This window comes from Aerococcus urinae (assembly GCF_001543175.1).
In the GTDB taxonomy this organism is placed as follows: domain Bacteria; phylum Bacillota; class Bacilli; order Lactobacillales; family Aerococcaceae; genus Aerococcus; species Aerococcus urinae.
In genome coordinates, this window is record NZ_CP014161.1 from 75559 (window position 1) to 96119 (window position 20561).

General features: G+C 40.9%; 16 protein-coding genes and 1 pseudogene. 14 read left to right on the plus strand and 3 right to left on the minus strand.

Features of this window, described 5'->3' with window-relative positions:
- The first annotated feature begins 254 nt into the window (after window positions 1–254).
- From AWM73_RS00315 to AWM73_RS00350, 8 genes are all read left to right on the plus strand, one after another.
- Entirely contained in the window at window positions 255–5222 is a 4968-nt protein-coding gene (locus tag AWM73_RS00315; protein ID WP_060777543.1) for a MucBP domain-containing protein, read from the plus strand.
- A gap of 358 nt (window positions 5223–5580) precedes the next feature.
- Window positions 5581–6624 (plus strand): phosphate/phosphite/phosphonate ABC transporter substrate-binding protein, encoded by a 1044-nt coding sequence (locus tag AWM73_RS00320; protein WP_060777544.1) that lies wholly within the window; start codon window positions 5581–5583, stop codon window positions 6622–6624.
- A gap of 176 nt (window positions 6625–6800) precedes the next feature.
- Entirely contained in the window at window positions 6801–7538 is a 738-nt protein-coding gene (gene phnC / locus AWM73_RS00325) for a phosphonate ABC transporter ATP-binding protein (RefSeq protein ID WP_060777545.1), read from the plus strand.
- 10 nt (window positions 7539–7548) lie between these two features.
- Window positions 7549–8352, plus strand: coding sequence for a phosphonate ABC transporter, permease protein PhnE (gene phnE / locus AWM73_RS00330; protein WP_174519265.1), 804 nt, complete (start codon window positions 7549–7551; stop codon window positions 8350–8352).
- Between the two features lie 11 nt (window positions 8353–8363).
- Window positions 8364–9179: a phosphonate ABC transporter, permease protein PhnE gene (gene phnE, locus AWM73_RS00335; RefSeq protein WP_060777547.1), complete on the plus strand. Its 816-nt coding sequence runs from the start codon at window positions 8364–8366 to the stop codon at window positions 9177–9179.
- Window positions 9180–9190: 11 nt separating this feature from the next.
- A complete protein-coding gene (locus tag AWM73_RS00340; RefSeq protein ID WP_060777548.1) occupies window positions 9191–10771 on the plus strand; it encodes a bifunctional metallophosphatase/5'-nucleotidase in 1581 nt (526 codons plus the stop codon).
- A 23-nt stretch (window positions 10772–10794) separates the two neighbouring features.
- On the plus strand, window positions 10795–11781 hold the full coding sequence (locus tag AWM73_RS00345; RefSeq protein WP_060777549.1) for a LacI family DNA-binding transcriptional regulator: 987 nt from the start codon (window positions 10795–10797) through the stop codon (window positions 11779–11781).
- 66 nt (window positions 11782–11847) lie between these two features.
- Window positions 11848–12333, plus strand: a complete 486-nt coding sequence (locus AWM73_RS00350; RefSeq protein WP_060777550.1) for an S-ribosylhomocysteine lyase — start codon at window positions 11848–11850, stop codon at window positions 12331–12333.
- Between the two features lie 66 nt (window positions 12334–12399).
- Here AWM73_RS00350 and AWM73_RS00355 read toward each other — a convergent pair whose 3' ends face one another.
- The gene (locus AWM73_RS00355) at window positions 12400–13236 is read right to left on the minus strand and encodes an aldo/keto reductase (protein ID WP_060777551.1); all 837 of its coding nucleotides are present in this window, start codon (window positions 13234–13236) and stop codon (window positions 12400–12402) included.
- A 102-nt stretch (window positions 13237–13338) separates the two neighbouring features.
- Window positions 13339–14091 (minus strand): alpha/beta fold hydrolase, encoded by a 753-nt coding sequence (locus AWM73_RS00360; protein WP_060777552.1) that lies wholly within the window; start codon window positions 14089–14091, stop codon window positions 13339–13341.
- Between the two features lie 180 nt (window positions 14092–14271).
- Here AWM73_RS00360 and rlmD point away from each other — a divergent pair, with 180 nt between their 5' ends.
- From rlmD to AWM73_RS00375, 3 genes and pseudogenes are all read left to right on the plus strand, one after another.
- Window positions 14272–15651, plus strand: a complete 1380-nt coding sequence (gene rlmD, locus AWM73_RS00365) for a 23S rRNA (uracil(1939)-C(5))-methyltransferase RlmD (protein ID WP_060777553.1) — start codon at window positions 14272–14274, stop codon at window positions 15649–15651.
- A gap of 210 nt (window positions 15652–15861) precedes the next feature.
- Complete coding sequence (locus AWM73_RS00370; protein WP_060777554.1) at window positions 15862–16077, plus strand: hypothetical protein; 216 nt, start codon at window positions 15862–15864, stop codon at window positions 16075–16077.
- Between the two features lie 23 nt (window positions 16078–16100).
- Window positions 16101–16635 (plus strand): annotated as a pseudogene (locus tag AWM73_RS00375) (RDD family protein).
- Between the two features lie 128 nt (window positions 16636–16763).
- Here the strand turns inward: AWM73_RS00375 and AWM73_RS00380 are convergent.
- Window positions 16764–17030, minus strand: a complete 267-nt coding sequence (locus tag AWM73_RS00380; RefSeq protein WP_060777555.1) for a hypothetical protein — start codon at window positions 17028–17030, stop codon at window positions 16764–16766.
- A 372-nt stretch (window positions 17031–17402) separates the two neighbouring features.
- On the opposite strand from AWM73_RS00380, the gene AWM73_RS00385 reads away from it, so the two are divergent.
- From AWM73_RS00385 to AWM73_RS00395, 3 genes are read left to right on the plus strand one after another with little or no spacing between them, the layout of a single operon-like run.
- The gene (locus AWM73_RS00385; RefSeq protein ID WP_230080689.1) at window positions 17403–17957 is read left to right on the plus strand and encodes an ECF-type riboflavin transporter substrate-binding protein; all 555 of its coding nucleotides are present in this window, start codon (window positions 17403–17405) and stop codon (window positions 17955–17957) included.
- Window positions 17957–19687 (plus strand): DUF3744 domain-containing protein, encoded by a 1731-nt coding sequence (locus AWM73_RS00390; RefSeq protein WP_060777557.1) that lies wholly within the window; start codon window positions 17957–17959, stop codon window positions 19685–19687. Before AWM73_RS00385 ends, AWM73_RS00390 begins: the two co-directional genes overlap by 1 nt.
- A complete protein-coding gene (locus tag AWM73_RS00395; protein ID WP_060777558.1) occupies window positions 19688–20530 on the plus strand; it encodes an energy-coupling factor transporter transmembrane component T family protein in 843 nt (280 codons plus the stop codon).
- Window positions 20531–20561 lie beyond the last annotated feature (31 nt).

Below are 20561 nucleotides of genomic sequence, written 5' to 3' on the forward strand. Positions count from 1 at the left end.
TAAGAATTTTTTAGCCGAAGTGTTTCGCTTCGGCTTTTTTGTACGCTTAAAAAGTGATGTAATAGCGCGAAAGGAATTGCTATCTAGCTAGGAAGGATAGGTGCCTTTCTTAATGGATTGTCAAAGTTTGTGATATTTTATATAAATCATCTAAATTTTGAAATTTACAATTTATCAATTTCTAATTTTAATTTATAATATTTGATGAATTGTTAAGTGCTTTTAAACAAAATGAAATGAATGGATGATTAGAAATGGAAAATTTTGAAAAAAAACAGCGTTTCTCTATTAGAAAATTATCTGTTGGGGTGGGCTCTGTTTTAATTGCTACCCTTTTGTTTGCTCAGTCAGGGACTGTTTATGCTGATGAAATATCTAATACTGAGAATAAGTCAGCTCATATTGGCGAGGGAGAAGCTCCAGCTTCAGCTCTAGATAGTGGAAAAAATGAGAATATATCTGATAAGGTAAGTTATTATAGTGCTGATGCCGTGTCAGAAAATAAAGATACTAATAAAAAATCTCAAAACGAAGCTGAAAAAACGCATAAAGTTGAAACTGCAGCGCCTACAAATGCTGAAGATCCTATGCCAACAGCAACTGATTCAAATTTAAAAGTCACTCACTTTGTAAGGGATCCTGAGGTGGAAGGCAAGGAACTCAAGTATGCTGAAGATCCTATAAAATATAACAAAGTAAGACCTGCAAAATTACCTGAAACAGTCAGTTTTGTAAATTCTGATGATGCGGATAAGCGTGTCACTAATGTTTTTGCTCTCTCGGATCAATCGGGAGAGAAAGATGCTTATTATATTGCTGTGAACACTAATTTGAAGACAAATGAATATGAAGGAAGTGTTTATGACAAGAATAAGAAGCTGATTAATACTTATAAATTAGATAAGAATGGTGAGATTCCTCTCCCTCTCTTTGGTCAGGATGCAAACTTCTCTAAAGCCAATTTACCTAAAGTAAAATTCAAAGTGGATGAAAATGGAGAATATTTAGTGTTTGACCGTGCCGAAGACTGGAAAAATACAAATAAATATTCTGCTAAGAGTTTATATGCAGTAGCAGTTAAAACTGTTATTCCTGATAAATACGAATACCATAATGGAGCCCATGACGAATACAACCAATCATTGCCACATAAGACAAAGGTTATGGTCAATTATTTAGAGGTTGGAACTAAAAAACAATTAGCGCCTTCCCAAGAATTCCCTGCTTTCGTAGGAGATAACTATATCACTAATAGTTCGAAAGACCGTTTTTATAAAGAGTTTAATAAAGACGATTATCGTTTAGTTAAGGCATCGAACTATCCTGAAGGTAAAATCAATGGTACTTATTGGGCCGGTAAGGGTTTTTCAATAGTAAATACGATTGTTAATAACGCAGCTAGTGTTTCTAGAACCTTTGTTGTTCGTCGTACAGTGGTTAATGATAATGGTGATATTGTCATTGAAATGTGGGATAAGGCTACAGGAGTTAAACTTCCAATCAGAAATTATAAGACGGTTGATAGAAAAGTCGTTGAACTGGTAAACAAAGAAAAAGTTAAAGAAGAAGATTATCAAGTTTATGTTTCAGAACCAATCGCATCATCAGTGGCCGGTGTGAAGTCAGATGCTAAGTACATCGGTGTTAATTTCTTATGGAAAGATGACAAAGGAATTCTATCATTCTCTAATGATGGAAAAACCCGTTATAAATTTAACGATATGTCAAAAGGGCAAAGATTATCCTACTGGACTAGCGGCTGGCAACCTGCAGGGAAAGAGATTACTTATTGGTATGAACCGATTAATAAACCTAAAGGCTCCTTCCAAGAACACCATGTTTATAGAACCGTAGATAAGAATGGAAATGTGATTTCTGTAGATTCAAAAGAAGATGGTAAGACCACTGAAGGGAAATCTTCAGAAACATACACTACCTCCAAGAAAGACAAAGCAGGCTACAAACTCGTTAAGGTAGAAGCTAAAAATGGCGGTCAATTCGATAAGAACGGTGCCGAAACAAAAGCCAACTATGTTGACAACACTAAGCAAGAAGTCACCTACATCTATGAAAAGGTTAAAGAAGAAAAAGGTTCCTTCCAAGAACATCACATCTACAGAACTGTTGATAAAAACGGTAATGTGATCTCAGAAGATTCAAAAGAAGATGGTAAGATCACCGAAGGTAAATCTGACGAGCTTTACACCACTTCTAAGAAGGATAAAACCGGCTACAAACTGGTTAAGATAGAAGGTAAAAATGGTGGTCAATACGATAAGAATGGTGCTGAAACCAAAGGGAATTACGTTGACAACACCAAACAAGAAGTAACTTACATCTATGAAAAGGTTAAAGAAGAAAAAGGCTCCTTCCAAGAACACCATATTTACAGAACCGTAGATAAGAACGGCAATGTGATTTCTGAAGATTCCAAGGAAGATGGTAAGACTACGGAAGGAAAATCTGACGAAACTTACACTACCTCCAAAAAAGAAAAAGCTGGCTATAAACTGGTTAAGATTGAAGGCAAAAACGGCGGTCAATTCGATAAGAACGGTGCCGAAACCAAAGCTAACTACGTTGACAACACCAAACAAGAAGTGACCTATATTTACGAAAAGGTTAAAGAAGAAAAAGGCTCATTCCAAGAGCACCATATTTACAGAACCGTAGATAAAAACGGTAATGTGATCTCGGAAGATTCCAAAGAAGATGGGAAGATTACAGAAGGAAAATCTTCGGACCACTATACTACCTCTAAGAAGGACAAAGCCGGCTACAGACTAGTAAAGATCGAAGGTAAAAATGGCGGCAAGTTCGACAAGAATGGTGTTGAAACCAAAGGGAATTATGTTGACAATACCAAACAAGAGGTAACTTACGTCTATGAAAAGGTTAAAGAAGAAAAAGGTTCCTTCCAAGAACACCATATCTACAGAACAGTTGATAAAAATGGGAATGTTCTTTCAACTGATGAGGTAACCGATGGTGAAACTTCTGAAGGAAAATCTTCTGAACAATACACCACTTCTAAGAAGGATAAAGCTGGTTACAAACTGGTGAAGATCGAAGGTAAAAATGGCGTTCAGTTCGATAAGAACGGTGCCGAAACTAAAGGAAATTATGTTGATAATACCAAACAAGAAGTAACTTACGTCTATGAAAAGGTTAAAGAAGAAAAAGGTTCCTTCCAAGAACACCATATTTATAGAACCGTAGATAAGAATGGAAATGTAGTTTCTGAAGATTCTAAAGAAGACGGAAAGACCACCGAAGGGAAATCTTCTGAACAATACACCACTTCTAAGAAGGATAAAGCTGGTTACAAACTGGTGAAGATCGAAGGTAAAAACGGTAGTCAATTTGATAAGAATGGTATCGAAACAAAAGCTAATTATGTTGACAACACTAAACAAGAAGTGACCTATATTTATGAAAGGGTTCAAGAAGAAGTACCAGTTGAGAAGAAAGGTTCCTTCCAAGAACATCACATCTACAGAACCGTAGATAAGAATGGAAATGTTCTTTCAACCGATGAAGTCAGTGACGGTGACACCACTGAAGGAAAATCTGACGAAACTTACACCACTTCCAAGAAAGACAAAGCTGGCTATAAACTGGTGAAGATCGAAGGTAAGAACGGCGGTCAGTTCGATAAGAATGGTGCCAAAATTAAAGCTAACTACGTTGATAACACCAAACAAGAAGTGACCTACATTTACGAAAAAGTCCAAGAAGAAACACCAGTTGAGAAGAAAGGTTCCTTCCAAGAACACCATATTTACAGAACCGTAGATAAGAATGGAAATGTTATTTCAACCGATGAAGTCAGCGACGGTGACACCACTGAAGGTAAATCTGACGAAACTTATACCACCTCCAAGAAAGACAAAGCCGGCTACAAACTGGTGAAGATCGAAGGTAAAAATGGTGGTCAATTTGATAAGAATGGTGCCGAAACAAAAGCCAACTACGTTGACAACACCAAGCAAGAAGTCACCTACATCTACGAAAAGGTTAAAGAAGAAAAAGGCTCCTTCCAAGAACATCACATCTACAGAACTGTTGATAAAAACGATAATGTGATTTCTGTAGATTCCAAAGAAGATGGCAAGACCATCGAAGGTAAATCTGACGAAACTTACACCACCTCAAAGAAAGATAAACCAGGCTATAAACTGGTTAAGATTGAAGGTAAAAATGGCGGCAAGTTCGATAAAAATGGTGCTGAAATCAAAGCTAATTATGTTGATAGCACCAAACAGGAAGTAACTTATATCTATGAAAAAGTTCAAGAAGAATCATCAGTTGAGAAGAAAGGTTCCTTCCAAGAACACCATATTTATAGAACCGTTGATAAAAATGGAAATGTGATTTCTGTAGATTCCAAAGAAGACGGTAAGATTAGAGAAGGAAAATCTGACGAAACTTACACCACCTCGAAGAAAGACAAAGCTGGCTATAAACTGGTGAAGATCGAAGGTAAGAACGGCGGTCAGTTCGATAAGAATGGTGCCAAAACTAAAGCTAACTACGTTGATAACACCAAACAAGAAGTGACCTATATTTACGAAAAAGTCCAAGAAGAATCACCAGTTGAGAAGAAGGGCTCTTTCCAAGAACACCATATTTATAGAACCGTAGATAAGAATGGAAATGTGATTTCTGAAGATTCAAAAGAAGATGGAAAGATTACCGAAGGAAAATCTGACGAAACTTATACCACCTCAAAGAAGGATAAGCCAGGCTACAAACTGGTGAAGATCGAAGGTAAAAACGGTAGTCAATTTGATAAGAATGGTGCTGAAACCAAAGGGAATTATGTTGACAACACTAAACAAGAAGTGACCTATATTTATGAAAGAGTTCAAGAAGACCTGAGCCAAGAGTATCCTATTACTCAAACAAGTCATAAGAATGGTAAGGTTAATTTAGTTGCTAAGACAGTAAAAATCCCTGACCAAGAAACACCAGTTGTGGAAAGTAAAGAAAAAGATGCAGTTCTGCTCGAAACACCGAAAGAAAACAGTAAAAAGGATAAAGTTGAAAGCCCTAATGTTGGGGAAACAGTAGAAAAACACTCTGAAACCTATCCAACTGCTGAAAAAGTTGTAAGCAGTCTACCTAAGACAGGAGCGATTGCACCATCTTTACTCAGCGAAGTGTTTGGTTTTGCTCTTACATTTGCAGGGTTTAGAGTCTCCAAGAAGAGAAAATTTTAAATCTTTCCCTAAGAAAGTTTAAGAATTTTTAGCCGAAGTGTTTCGCTTCGGCTTTTTTTAAAATTAATTGAGATGAAAATTCACAAAAGTTAAAAACATTTGCCTAATTAATTCATAGCTTTTTCACAAATGTCTTCTATGATAAAGATAGTCCAAATAAATTTCTTTATATTTTTCTCCCAGCGAGCTTTCAAGCGAAAGCTCGTTTTTTGTTGGGAAATTTTTAAGAGGTAAAAATTTTTACTAAAACATGTGAAAATTTACAAAAACTATACTTTGAATTGACGGTATTTTTATATAAATATGAGATCCTTTAGGTGTAAGAGTAATTCTATCAAAAGCCTACAAGGAGGATAAAATGAGTATCAAAAAATGGCTATTAAGTGGTTTAAGCGTATTAACTGCTTTTGGTTTGGCAGCTTGTGGTAATGAAGGTGGAGACAGTGGGGATTCAGCTGAGTCAAGTAATCATATCGATACCTTATCAGTAGAATTCGTTCCTTCTCGTGACCCCGAGGAAATTATTACCGTTACTGATCCTTTGAAAGACATTTTGAAGGAAGAATTAGAAAAACAAGGTTTTACTGTTGATAATGTCGATATCAATGTTGGAACCAGTTATGAAGCGACGGGTGAAGCTTTAGAGGCTGGGACGACTGATGTTGGTTTTATTCCAGGTGGGACCTATGTTCTTTATGAAGAAGGCATTGAACCGATCTTAACCGCTACTCGTGGTGGGCTTTCGGTTACTGGTGAAAATCCACAAGATTGGAATAAGGAACCTGTCACCAAGGTGGATGACCAAGTTACTTACTATCACGGTCTAATCCTAGCGGGACCTAGTGAAAAAGGTCAGGAATTAGCCGAAAAGGTAAATAATGGTGAAGAACTGAGCTGGGAAGACCTCAATTCAGCGAATTGGTCAGTGATGGGAACTTCCTCTCCAGCGGGTTACATCTATCCATCCCTTTGGCTGCAAGATCACTATGACAAAAATATTACCGATTTAGATAATGTGGTTCAAGCGGACTCCTATGCTTCGGCTTTTGCCCGTTTAGCCTCTGGTCAAGTGGATGTCATGGTCACTTACGCTGACGCCCGTTTAGATAATGAAGAGAAATGGCAAGAACAACTTGGTGGATCTGATGAAATTTGGCAAGAAGTTCAAGTAATTGGGGTAACTAAACCCATGATGAACGACACCATTTCCGTGTCTAAGAACTCTGAAAACATGACTCCTGAATTAGCTGAAGCTTTACAGGAGGCTTTCATTAATATTGCCCAAACTGATGAAGGAAAAGAAATCATTGCGGTCTACACCCACGAAGGGTATGAAAAGGCAGAACCCTCTGACTATGACACCGAACGTGAAGCCCAAAAATTAGTGCAAGAAATGAATTAGTTGAGATAATCGCTCGATGGTTATTTTGAGTTTAAGAATAAGTGATTAGGATAAAAAAGTGCTTCAATCAATGACTAAATATTGGTTGAATGCACTTTTCCTATTTCTAATTATGCAATGAAGTAGTTTGCTTGAGCGGTAGTGAGCGATCATGTTTTTGGAGAAAGGAATAAAAAATGATTCGATTTGAACATGTGGATAAGGTTTATGAAGGTGGATTAAAAGCCTTAGATGACATTAATTTAGAAATTCCCAACGGACGTTTTGTCGCCATTGTGGGGAAATCAGGTGCCGGTAAATCGACTTTAATTCGTACCATTAATAAGATGCATGATATTAACGGAGGACAATTGACCGTTAACGATAGGGATGTCTCTGCTTTAGAAGGTAGCCAATTAAGAAAATTCCGTAGAGATATTGGCATGGTCTTCCAATCTTTTAACCTCGTGGAGAAGACCACCGTATTAAATAATGTATTGAATGCCTTTTTACCTGACTTAGCCTGGTATCAGAAACTCTTTTCCCTATTTACCGAGGAGCAAAAGGTTAAAGCCTTGGAAGCCTTAGAAAGTGTGGATATCCTCGATAAGGCCTATGACCGGGTCGATCAATTATCTGGTGGACAGAAACAAAGGGTGGCCTTAGCGCGGACCCTGGTTCAGGAGCCCTCCATCATTTTAGCCGATGAACCGGTGGCCAGTCTGGACCCAATTTCTTCTAAACAAGTGATGGATTACTTTAAAAATATTAATCAAAACCAAGACATCACTATCTTAATTAATATCCATGACGTAGATATGGCCCTTGATTATGCCGATAGCGTGATCGGAATTAATGCTGGAAAGATTGTTTATTATGGCCCAAGTAGTGAGGTTAATCAAGAGATTTTAGATACGATCTACAAGAAGTCTTAGGGGGATTAAAGTGTTTAAACGAAAAGAATATCAACTGGCTTCTGGGAAGGTATTTAAAGAAAAACGTTCGTGGACGCCAGTGATTGTATTAGTTTTAGCCATTGCTTTATATGTTGCTTTGCAAGTGACGGAGTTTGATTTCGGTGATGTGATAAAACGGGGTCATCAATTAACGACTATCGTTGCTCAACTCTTTCAACCGGATTGGTCCTACCTATCTGATGTGATTCAACCCTTGATGGATACCATTAAGATGTCACTATTTGGTTCTTTTGCCGGAGCAGCGGTTGCCCTTCCCTTTGCCTTTTTAGCTTCATCCAATATGGTCCATTTTGCGCCGGTGAACTGGTTGGTTAAGGTGCTATTTACTATTATTCGTACCATCCCTACCCTAGTTTCCGCCTTGATCGCAACGTATTTGTTTGGTTTAGGAACACTGGCAGGTACGGTAGCCATCTTCCTATTTTCATTTTCCTATGTGGGTAAGCTATTGTATGAAGAGATTGAAACCACTAATTTAGGCGCCTTTGAGGCCATGATTGCCATGGGGTATACCCGTCCTTTTGCCTTTTTAAAAGGTGTGATTCCTAATATTATGCCTTTCTACCTCTCTACCGCCCTCTTTAACTTTGAAGGGAATGTACGTTATGCCTCGATCTTAGGTTATGTGGGTGCCGGCGGTTTAGGGTTACTTATTAATGAAAATATTGGTTGGCGCGATTATGAAAAAGTAGGAACGATTCTCTTTGTTCTATTAATAACTGTTTTCATCATCGAAAACTTAAGCCGTTATATTCGGCGCAAGATTAGTTAGGAGGGCTAACTGTGACAGATTCAATTCAAACCGTATTAGACAAAGAGCCGAATTATCGTGCTATTCAAGGAATCATTACTGTCCTTGTGTTACTGGTATTATTTTGGTCATCTAGTGTGATTGATTTTTCTAATTATAGCCAGGACGGTTGGGCTGTAGCTGGAGAAATCATTTCTGGAGTGCTCCATCCAGATATGAGTATGCTGACTGATTTTTCTTCCAGTGGTTTATGGTTTTTATTATTTGAAACCGTCTGTATTGCTTTTGTTGGGACCTTAATTGGTGGTATCATTTCTTTACCTTTAGCTTTTTTATCATCCAGTAATGTGGTTCCCGCTTGGCTGGCCGCAATCTTCCGGGTTGTGATTATGATGCTTCGAACCGTCCCAGCCATTGTTTACGGACTGATGTTTATCCGAGTGACTGGTCCTGGGCCAGCTGCTGGGGTCTTAACCATGACCTTTACTTCGATTGGGATGTTAACCAAGCTCTTTTCAGAGACTATTGCCGATTTAAATACCGACATCTTAGAAGCCTTTCGGGCCATGGGAACGACCACCATGGATCAAATTATGTTTGGTATTATTCCACAGTTATCGGCGAGTTTCTTATCGACTTTAATCTATCGTTTCGATATGAATATCAGAGATGCAACGACTTTAGGTTTGGTTGGTGCTGGTGGGATTGGGGCTCCCCTACTATTTGCGATTAACTCATATCGCTGGAATCAAGTGGGCGCCATTCTAATTGCACTAATCTTATTAGTTTTCTTAGTTGAAGCGATTTCTACCCGCCTACGTCAATATCTCGCCTATGGTCACTTTTAGAAAGGACAAGCATGAAATTAACTTTACTCGCCATGAGTGATGTTCATGGACATTTTTCAACCCAAAGTTTTCAAGCAAGAAATAAAACAATGGATCAGGGAATATCACGCTTTGCCAGTGTTTTAAAGGCCAAACGTCGCCAAGAAGACCATACCCTTTATCTGGAGAGTGGGGATATGATTCAAGGGTCTCCACTGACCAATTATGAGGAAAGCCATCATGACTACGCCAAGATATCCAGCAAGGTCTATAATTATATGCAGCCTGATGTCTGGACCCTGGGTAACCATGAATTTAATTTTGGTTTAGATTATTTAAGGAAAACTATTACTCATATGCCTGATTCTATGGCTTTGGCTAACGTTATTTCTGATGGGGAAGTTTTCTTCCATCAGCCCTATCGGATTTTTCAATGTGAAGATATCCGAATTGGGGTACTGGGCTTAGTTACCCAGTATATTCCGCATTGGGAAAAGGAAGAAAATATTGCAGGTCTGGAATTTAAGTCCGCCCTAGAGACTGCCCAATATTATATTCCGATTATGAAGGAAAAGGAGCACTGTGATCTTATCTTTATTACTTACCACGGGGGCTTTGAATGCAACCTGGAGACAGGCGAGCCAGAAGAAGATTTAACCGGGGAAAATGAGGGCTATGCGATTTTAAGTAGTGGCTTGCCGATTGATGCCTTCTTTACCGGCCACCAACACCGTGAGATTGCCACAGTATGGCAAGGCATACCAATCATCCAACCGGGCTTTCGGGCTCAGAAGTATGGAGAAGTCGTTTTTGAGCTTGATAAAGGAGCGGATGGCAGGCTGGATAAAAAGCTAGTAAGCTGCCAATTGCACTCGCTTGCTGACCAGCCGGCTGACCCAGACTTAGAAGAATTACTGGCAGAGGATAATGAAAAGATTCAAGATTGGTTAGATCAGCCACTGGGCCACTTGAATCGACCCGCCTTAGTCGATAATTTCTTTGAGGCTCAAGTTGAGGGCAATCCTTATTTTGCCTTGACCAATAAAATTCAGATGGAAGCCACAGGTACTGATATTTCAGCCTCTTCAGTTTTTAACTTGGACGTCTACGGCTTAAAGCAAGAAGTGACCATACGTGATTTGGTGATTAATTATCCCTTCCCTAATGGATTATGCAAGATTAAGCTCACAGGTAAAGAATTAAGAGAGAACTTAGAAAAAAATGCCGAATATTTTGCCTTAGATGACCAAGGCAACTTAGTCATTAGTGAGGATTACCTCAATCCTAAGGTAGAAGTTTATAACTATGATATTTATTCGGGGATTGACTATACGATTGATGTCTCTAAAGCCCGAGGTCAACGGATTGTTCAACTAGATTATCAGGGTCAAGCGGTTGAAGATGATGATGAATTATACCTAGCCATTAACCAATATCGGATGGCAGGGGGCGGTAACTTCCCGCATTTCTCTAGAGACAAGGTCCTAGAAGAACTGGACACTGATATTCCCAACTTAATCATTAATTATTTTGCTAACCATGATGTCGTTGAAGTCCCAGAAAACAATAATTATCAAGTGATTGGTTATCAAAACATAAGTGACGCTATTTAAAGCAAGGTGTTGAAGGTGAGTAGATGACAACTTTAAAGGATATTGCTAAGGCAACCGGTTATTCTGTATCAACCATTTCTAGAGTATTGAGAGAAGATCCTACCCTATCCGTTAAAAGCTCTACCCGTCAAGAGATTAATGCTGTGGCTCAAGCCATGAACTATGCTATACGTGGTCTTAGTAGCTATGCCTATGATATTCTCGTTATCCATAAAGATGACCATTTCCGCGACCATATTGATAACGCCTATTATTTTAATATGCGTTTTGGGATTGAATCCATCATCCATGAATATGGTTACAGCTGTTATTTTGTCCCCATTAGTCGCTTAAAGAGATTCAAACGGACATTTGACGGCATCCTATTATTGGGCAATTTTACTCAAGCAGAGCAAGAAGCGATTGTCACTTCTTACAAAGACTATCCGATCGTCACCGTTTGCTTAATGAATTTTTTCCCTGACCACATGGACCAGGTAGCCTATGATATTGAAAAAACCATGGAACTTTTGTTAGATCAGGTCGCTGATGAAGGGTATCATTCCTTGGTTTATGTATCTGGTGAAGAAATTGACCAGGCCCATTTGACCAGCAGTAAGGAACAAATTTTACGGGCGATCTTGCCAAAGTACCCAACCATTGACTGCCAAGGAATTATTTCTATCAAACAAAGTTCCTATTCTGGGACTCAAGCAGCCAAGAAATTCTTTAGTCAAAGCGAGTCTTTACCGGATGTGATCATCTGTTCCAATGATCCCATCGCTTTTGGCTTTTTAGGGGTCATGCAAGATTTAAAAATTAATGTACCGCTCTTATCCATCAATGGCGATTCCTATGGGGAAGTGACCACTCCACAACTGACTAGTGTAGATGTGAAAACCGAAGAAATCGGTCAGGTCGCAGTAGAAAGATTATTAGAGCGTTTGAAAGACCCCCAAGCGCCCTGTCAAAAAATCTTAATCCAACCGCAAATGCTCTTGCGGCAAAGTCATCTAAATAGACCAAGCTAGACCCATAGCCCATTATCCCTGCCTGTGTTATCATTAATAAGAAAAGTGATAAAGGAGCGTGGAAATATGGCAAAAGTTGAAAGTTTTGATTTAGACCACAATAAAGTCAAGCCCCCTTATGTACGGGTGGCTGGTCGTGAAGAGGGGGAACATGGTGACCAAATCACTAAGTTCGATATTCGTTTAGTCCAACCCAATGAACAAGCGATTCCTACTGCAGCCCTCCACACCATTGAGCATATGTCAGCGGCTTATATCCGTGATTATCTGGAAGGGGTCATTGACCTCTCACCCATGGGTTGCCGGACGGGCTTCTACTTAATCATGTGGGGCCAAGCGGAACCTGAAGAAGTTGCGGTGGCTTATACGAAAGTTTTGCGTGATATTGTTAAGAGTGACTGGTCGGATGTCCAAGGAACCGAAGCGGTTTCCTGTGGGAACTACCGTGACCATTCCCTCTTTGGTGCTCAAGAGTGGGCTAAGAAGATCCTTGACCAAGGCTTCTCCAAAGATCCCTTTGACCGCCAAGTGGTTGAAGTTCCTGAAGACTAGTCAACTTAAAGGCAAAAGAAAAAGCGTTAGTCCCAAAATTGCGGGGCTAACGCTTTTTCCTGTTTTCTAGAAGGGTTTACTATCAGGATCAGGAGCTTCGATGTCAGCGATCGTATCCAGTAATTCCATATCGCGGTCGGTCAGTTGGATATCAAAGACCTCTAAATTGGCTTTGATATTTTCTGGGGTTTTTGACCGAGGAAGTGGGACAAAGCCATGTTTTAAGGACCAGGCCAGGGCAATTTGTGCTACCGAATAGCCTAAGCGGTCGGCAATGGCTTGGACTGCTTCATTGTCGAAGATTTCGCCTGACCCAAGCGGACTATAACCTTCTAAGAGAATATTATGTTTCTTGCAATAGTTGACGATATCATCCTGGGTAAGTCCTGGGGTTAACTTGATTTGGTTAACCAAAGGAACCACTTTAGCGGATTCTAAGAGGGCATCCAGGTGGTAGGGGAGGAAGTTAGAGACCCCAATGGCCTTGGCTTGGCCTTTTTCATAGATGGCTTCCAAAGCCCGCCAGACTTCCGCATTCCGTGCTTTATAGCCGGGATCTTCACGGTAAGGTTTGGGGTTAGGCCAGTGGATGAGGAGAAGGTCAACATAGTCAGTGCCCAGTTTTTCTAAGGATTCTTCAAAGGAAGCTAGGGTATCTTCATAGCCCACCTTGTCGTTCCAAACTTTTGTGGTTAGGAAGATGTCTTTCCGGGGTACAGGACTCTTCTTGATGGCTTGTCCCACTTCGTGTTCGTTGCCGTAGTATTGGGCAGTATCAATATGGCGGTAACCCACTTCCAAGGCGTAGGAGACCGCATTGACCGCCATGTCGCCTTCTAATTTCCAGGTCCCAAAACCGATAGCAGGAATTTCAACACTGTTAGATAACTTATAAGTTTTCATTGAAGCTTTCCTTTCTTTTTTAGCAGACTACTTGAATTTGACTTCATAGTAACACGGATCAGTGGAGACACATAACAGTTTGATCTGATCAAGCGTGAAGTGTCAGCCAAAGCGCGAGGTGATAAAGTGCTGGTCGAAAAACTTAACCATAGCCTTGGTCGTATCGATATCGACCAGGTGACCGGCATCTTCCGCTAGAAAATGAATATGAGCAGTAGGGTTCTCTTTAACAAAGGCTTCCGTCTGGTCAAAGGGGACCCGCTGGTCTTGTTTGCCATGCCAGATAAACAAGGGACGTTGGCCTAAGCGCTCGCTGTGTCTAGATAGGTCATAGTTTTCTAGCCAAGCGATGAGCTTGAAGTAATCATCTGGCATAAAACGCTGGGCGGCTTTAGCGTGTTGGTACAAGCGTTCAGCGTAGGCCAGGGGTTGGGGCGTTCCCATTAAGGCAGCGGCTGCTTGGATATTGGGGTGCTGGGTTAAGAGGGCAAAGCTGGTCATCCCACCCATAGATACCCCAGCAACTGCCACTTGATCACTAGCTAGCTGGCGTCTTTGAAAGAAGTCGACAATATAGGAAAATTCGAAGAGATTGCTCTGGATACTTTGCCAGAAGGTCTGGGAAGGGATAGCTTGGACGGGCACTTGGCGCTCTCCGTGGTTAGCGGCATCGGGCACAATGATCCGGCAACCCAGTCGGGCCAATCTGCGGGCAGCGGTAAGGTTTAATTCCTTGTGCGACCGCCAACCGTGGTAGTAAATAATTAAGGGTAAAGCCTTATGGACCAGGTCTTCGGGGACACATTCCAATAAGGGAATGGTGCCTAGCCAACGATGGCGGATAGTGATGGACACGTGACTCCTCCTTTTCTAGTCTAAAAAAACATTTGGGACTTTTAAATAAGGATAAAACAAAGTGGAAGAAAAGTATAAAAAACTGCTTTTCGTGCTACAGATAAATTTCAATTGCTATTGAGAAAATTCCCTAGTTCTGCCATGTTATAATAGAAAAGATCAAAGAGAGAGGATGTCAATATGGCAAAGAAAAAATGGCAAGCGCCAGTTAAGAAGAATCAAATACTCGATGTCACCATCACTGACCTGACTTATGAAGGTATGGGTGTGGCTAAAATCGACCGCTACCCTCTATTTATTCAAAATGCCCTAGTGGGGGAAGACTGCCAGGTCAAGGTGGTCAAAGTGCTTAAGAAGTTTGCCTTTGCAATTGTCCTAGAACGCTATAATGACGCCGATAGTCGCGTTCCCCTCCGTGATGAAAATGGCCTAAGAACGGGGACTATGCCCCTACAACATATGGCCTATCCGGCCCAGCTGGCCTTCAAACGCCAACAAGTGGTCAATAGCCTACAAAAACAAGGCCTACTTGAGCAAACTGAGGTCCTAGAAACCATTGGTATGGAAGAGCCTTGGCACTACCGCAATAAGGCCCAAATTCCAATTGGCCAAGCGGATGGTCAGCTCTATACCGGCTTTTACCGCAAGGGGTCGCACAAATTGGTCCCTATGACCGATTATCAAATTCAGCTGCCAGGGATTGACCAAACCTTACAAAAAGTACTGGCTATCCTTAACCAGTATCCTATTTCTGCCTATGATGAAGACGCCCACCAAGGCCTACTCCGCCACCTGATCGTTCGCCAGGGCTACTATACCGGTCAAATCATGTTGGTGATTGTGATTAATGGACAGAATCTTCCTGAAGAAGATGAAATCGTAGATACTCTCAAAGCCCAAATCCCTGACTTAGTTTCTATTGTGTTTAATATTAACCAGAAAAATACCAATGTTATCTTGGGACAAGACCAGCGGGTGGTCTATGGGGAGGATGCCTATGAGGACCGGATGTTTGACTTGCGCTTTAAGATCTCCTCTAAGTCTTTCTTCCAGGTCAATACCAGTCAGGCGGAAAAACTCTACCACCAAGCTCTGACAGCTGCTGACCTAAAGGGGGACGAAGTAGTTGTGGACGCTTATTGTGGGATTGGGACCATTTCACTTTGCCTAGCCCAATCTGCTAAAGAGGTTTACGGGGTCGAAGTCGTTTCGGATGCCATTGACCAAGCCCGGGAAAATGCTCAAATCAACGGCCTAGACAATGTGACTTTTAAGGCTGGCAAGGCCGAAGAAGTTATCCAAGACTGGGTCCAAGCGGGATTGAAACCCGATGTTGTTGTCGTCGACCCACCACGTAAGGGCCTAGCGGAAGACTTTATCCAGTCTGTCTTAGAAGTCCAACCAGAAAAAATTGTCTATGTCTCCTGTAATCCCGCCACCCTAGCTCGCGACTTAGTCAAATTTGTTGACCAGGGCTATCAATTAGGCAAGGTTCAGCCCGTAGATATGTTCCCCCAAACCCACCATGTCGAGGCGGTTGTGGGATTGACGCGGAACTAATAAGGAAATAATGCGGTAACAGCGAACCACTGAGTTGTCACATGCCTAAGCAAAGAGAGGTTAATAAACTAAGCTCATGCCAGGAATTTCCAAGAAGGCGACTAAAAGGAAGGATGGCAAGTTTCCTAAAAGACTGTAATAAGCTCTACTAGTGTATACTTTTAAAAAATTTAGCTCTTTGATATAGTAAAAAAGGAGGATATATGAAATATGTCACTATTTGATAAAAAAGATGAAAAGAAATATGAAAAAATTGTAGAAGATTTTAATCTTGAAGACCTTAATAAGGATGATTTAGAAGTACTATTGAACAACTCAGATGCAGCATATGGTGGCTTAAGTGCTTTGTTAGTCCAAAATTATATCATCATGAGACAGCTTGATAGGCTAAATAAAAATATAGAACAATTAATGAAAAAACAATAAGTATAAGTCTAAAAATAGAAAAGATGTTTAGCCCCAAGAGAGAAATTATGCTTATCAAAAATAATCCAATATCATTTAAAAATCGTATGAAAGAATTGCTTTTCGATTATTTACTTATTCTTCTGTATTTAGCCTTGTTATTTGGAATAACCCTGGTAGTTTATTACCTGTTTTTTAAAGGTATTCCGAAAATGAGTGAGTTACAAGCGCAGGTCATTGCTTTATTGACATCAGTTATTCCGATTATTTTGCTTTTTGCATATTTGGATTATTCAAAAGATGGCAGTATAGGTAAACGAAAAGCCGGTTTAAAGCTTGTTTATAAAGATAAATCTTTTCAAGCGAGCCTTATAAGAAACGTGATCAAATTTTTACCATGGCAAATAGGCCATATGAGTACGATCCATGGGAACCTATACTGACTTTGACATCTGGGCTATGGTGCTGTCTTTTATGAGCATCGGGTTTGCTGTATTACTATTATTAATGGGCCTCATGCGCAATGATAAAAGGCATTTAGGCGATTTGTTGGCACATAGTCAAGTACAGAATCGATAGGTATTGATTAGCAAAATAAGAGTTAAAATTTAAAGGAAGGACGACAAGTCCAGTCCATTTATCAAGAGCGAGGAATCATCTAAAAAGCACCCTCAGCCTGGGCTGAATCAGTGACTCCAATCCGATAATCATTCATGGTTCAGCTCTTTTCTTAAATCATTCATGACGTCTTTGAGTGGTTTTGTTCGTCCTGCGGCAACATCCTGCTCTCCGGCTTTTAATAAGGCATAAAGTTCATGCTTGCCAACGAGTTGTTCGTAGGCTTGAATACTCATCACAGCTAAATCGCCACGACCATTTTTAGTGGTAAAATCAGGAGAATTGCTTGCATGACAAAAGTTTGAAATATCATCATTGTTATTCCTTAAATCCGTACTCGATTGAATCTTAGACATTTAAATCACCCTTTCTAAAGATATAATGCCATTATTTCTTTAGAGTAACAATTAAACTATTCCTAGCCTAGCTTATTGCCCATGCCTTCAATAAGGGCTTGAAAAACTAAATAATCAATGAAAATTGAAATAAGAAACTAGCAAGAGGCTCCAGCAATGGAGCTTTTTTAATGGAATAAATTTTATACCAGATAGTAGTTAAATAATTAATAAGATAAATTAAGATATTTAAAATAATAAATTACTATTTGTTGACTGTACACGCTTGATCGGTAAATGATAATTCATTTTTAAAAGTGCTATGATAGAATAACTTAATCACAAAGAACTTAAATGTTAATGCTATTTGATTTAAGTAAAGGAGGAAAAATGATGAATAAACATTTTAGCACACGAAACATTGTTGCAGTTGCTATTGGAGCAGCCCTATTTGGGATTTTGATGACTTACGGAGGGATTCCAGTTTTTACCAATACCAAGTTATCCACGGCTTACATCGTTCCTATCGTGGTTGGAGCCCTATTTGGACCGGTTCAAGCAGCCTTAGTTGGTTTGATTGGGAACGTCTTTGCGGATGCCTTAGGCGGAAGTGGTTTCTGGTTGGATTGGACCGTGGGCAATATGTTTGCTTGCTTCTTTATCGGCGCTTTAAAACTTTATGGTGCCGATATTCGTCGGGGCATCTTTACCGCTAAGCACGCGATGATTTATGCCTTGGTATCTGTTGTAGGATTAGAACTTTCTTTTGGTTTGATCACACCGCTCTTGACTAAGGTCTTCTACGGTGGTGAATTGGCCATTACCATCACTCAAGCCCAAGTGGCGGTTCTAACCAATGCCATCGTCGTCCTTGTCGTGGGGATTCCCTTGCTCTTTACTCTGGCTAAACGTTATCGGGGGACAACAAACTTGGTGGATGAAAACTAATGCAGCAAAATAGTCTTTCACCAATTATTCAATTTAAAGATTTTTCTTTTACCTACGCTTCCGCCCAAGAACCGGCTCTTAAAGATATTAACTTGGAAATTTATCCAGGCGAAAAGATTCTGATTTTAGGGGCTAGTGGGAGTGGAAAATCCACCCTGGGACAGTGCATCAATGGACTGATTCCTAACCAGTTTGAAGGGACCATCACTGGGATGGCCACTGTTGCTGGGCACGCGGTAGGGTCTTCATCAGTTTTCGATTTATCTCAAGAGGTCGGTTCGGTCTTGCAGGATAGCGATGCCCAATTTGTTGGCATCAATGTGGCTGAGGATATTGCCTTTGCCCTAGAAAACCGTAACACGCCCAGATCTGTGATGAGGGCTTTCGTTGACAAGGTCGCTCGGCGGGTTGGGGTGATGGACCAGTTACAGTCGCTACCCTATTCCCTATCCGGCGGTCAGAAACAAAAAGTCTCTGTGGCAGGTATCCTGGGGGAAAAGAACCAAATTTTACTCTTCGATGAACCCCTAGCAGCCTTAGACCCCCAGATGGGACTATCCATGGTTGAACTCATTGATTCTTTAAATAAGCAGGATGGGAAGACCGTGATCATCATCGAACACCGCTTTGAAGATGTCCTCCACCGGCCTATTGATCGGGTGGTTTTATTAGACCAAGGGCGGATTGTGACCGTGATGACGCCGGATGAACTGATTACTTCCGATCTCTTGATAAAATATGGGATTCGCGAGCCCCTTTATATTAGTGCCTTGAAGAATATGTACGGAGGCTTGAAGCAAAAAGCAGGCTTGACCCAGTTAGATACTATCGACTTGTCTTCTTACCAAGGAAAACAGCCTTTGTTAGCAGTCGAAGAGTCCACTTCCAAAGAAGCTGAGGGAAGTGGTCAGGGTTCGCAAAGTGATTCTGACCAGGTCATTGTTCATTTAGAGGATTTGCGCTTTGGCTATGATCCCAAGCAGCCGCTTATTCAAATCCCAGAACTAACCATTAAACGGGGAGAACGTATTGCCATTGTGGGTGAGAATGGGTCAGGAAAATCCACCCTAGCCAAGCTCTTAACTGGGGTCTTAAAGCCACAGTCGGGGAGGATCGAACGCCTCGGAGACCCTGTTACCATTCAAGAAATCGCCCAACTGATTGGCTATGTCATGCAAAATCCTAATCAAATGTTGGTGACGGATTCAGTCTACCGGGAGCTTGCCTTGGGATTGGAATACCGGCAGCTTGCTAAGGATGAAATCGATTCGCGGGTCCAGCAAGTCCTTCAAGTTACCGGCCTTTATCCGAAGCGGAACTGGCCAATTTCAGCCCTAAGTTACGGGCAGAAGAAGCGCTTATCAGTGGCTATTGTCCTCGCCCTAGAACCGACCTGCATTATCCTTGACGAGCCAACTGCTGGATCGGATTATGCTCATTACCGGGAAATTATGGAATTTATTGACGACCTGAACCAGACCTACCAAATGACCATGATTTTTATTACTCATGATATGCATTTGGCCCTGGAATACACCGATCGGGGCCTGGTCATTGAAGACGGCCACTTAATTGCTGACCGGCCGATTTTTGATATTTTAGCGGATGACCAACTGGTTCAACGGGCGTCCTTGAAGAAGACATCCATTTTTGACTTTGCCAAGCGCTTGGACTTACCGGTAGCTGACTTTGTTCAAGCCTTTATTAAAAGCGAAAGGGAGGGAAAGTAGATGCATGAGCAATTGATTATTCGTTATGATATTGGCGATGGCTACTTTGATCGCCTAGCGGGGTCAACCAAGTTATGGGTATTTGTCACTGCGCTAGCCTTAATGATGGTGTCTTTCGATTTGCGGATTATCCTTCCCCTTTTTCTGATCCACGCCTGGATCTTCAAGCAGGTTTACCGTGAGAGTAAGGCCTTGAAATTTATCTTTCGTTTTATGTTAATCATGAATCTGATTAATGTTTTACTTTACTATCTGGCTAATCCCTTAACCGGGACCGAGCTAGCAGGACAAATAACGATTTTATATCGCTTTAATGATTACTTTGTCGTCACCTATGAGACCTTGGTTTATTTCCTAGCCAGAATCATGAAGATGATTGGTAGTTTGATTATCAGCCTCTGCTTTATCTTAACCATCACGCCCACCCAGTTAGCCAGTGGTTTGTATGCTATGGGAGTGCCTTACCAAGTTGGCACCATGTTTTCTTTGGGGCTGAGATATATGCCGGATATCTTCCGCGATTTTACCGCGATCAAGGAATCCATGCAGATGCGGGGCTTGGAGCTCAATCCTAAGCGGGCTGGCATTTTCAAACGGCTCAAGGCTAATACTGCTATTCTCTTGCCCTTAATTATTGTCTCTTTTGACCAGGTCGAAACCATTTCCAGTGCCATGGATCTAAGAGGTTATGGCCAAGGGAAAAAACGAACTTACTATGGGGACCTAGAGCCTGGTGACCACGATAAACAGATGCGACTCTTGGCCATAGTGCAAGGGGGAATCTTTGTTATTTATATGTGGTTACGGCTGACTGGAAGAGTGCATGAATTGTGGGTCATTTAGCTGAGCGATGACTAGTAAGGCGAGTTGTACT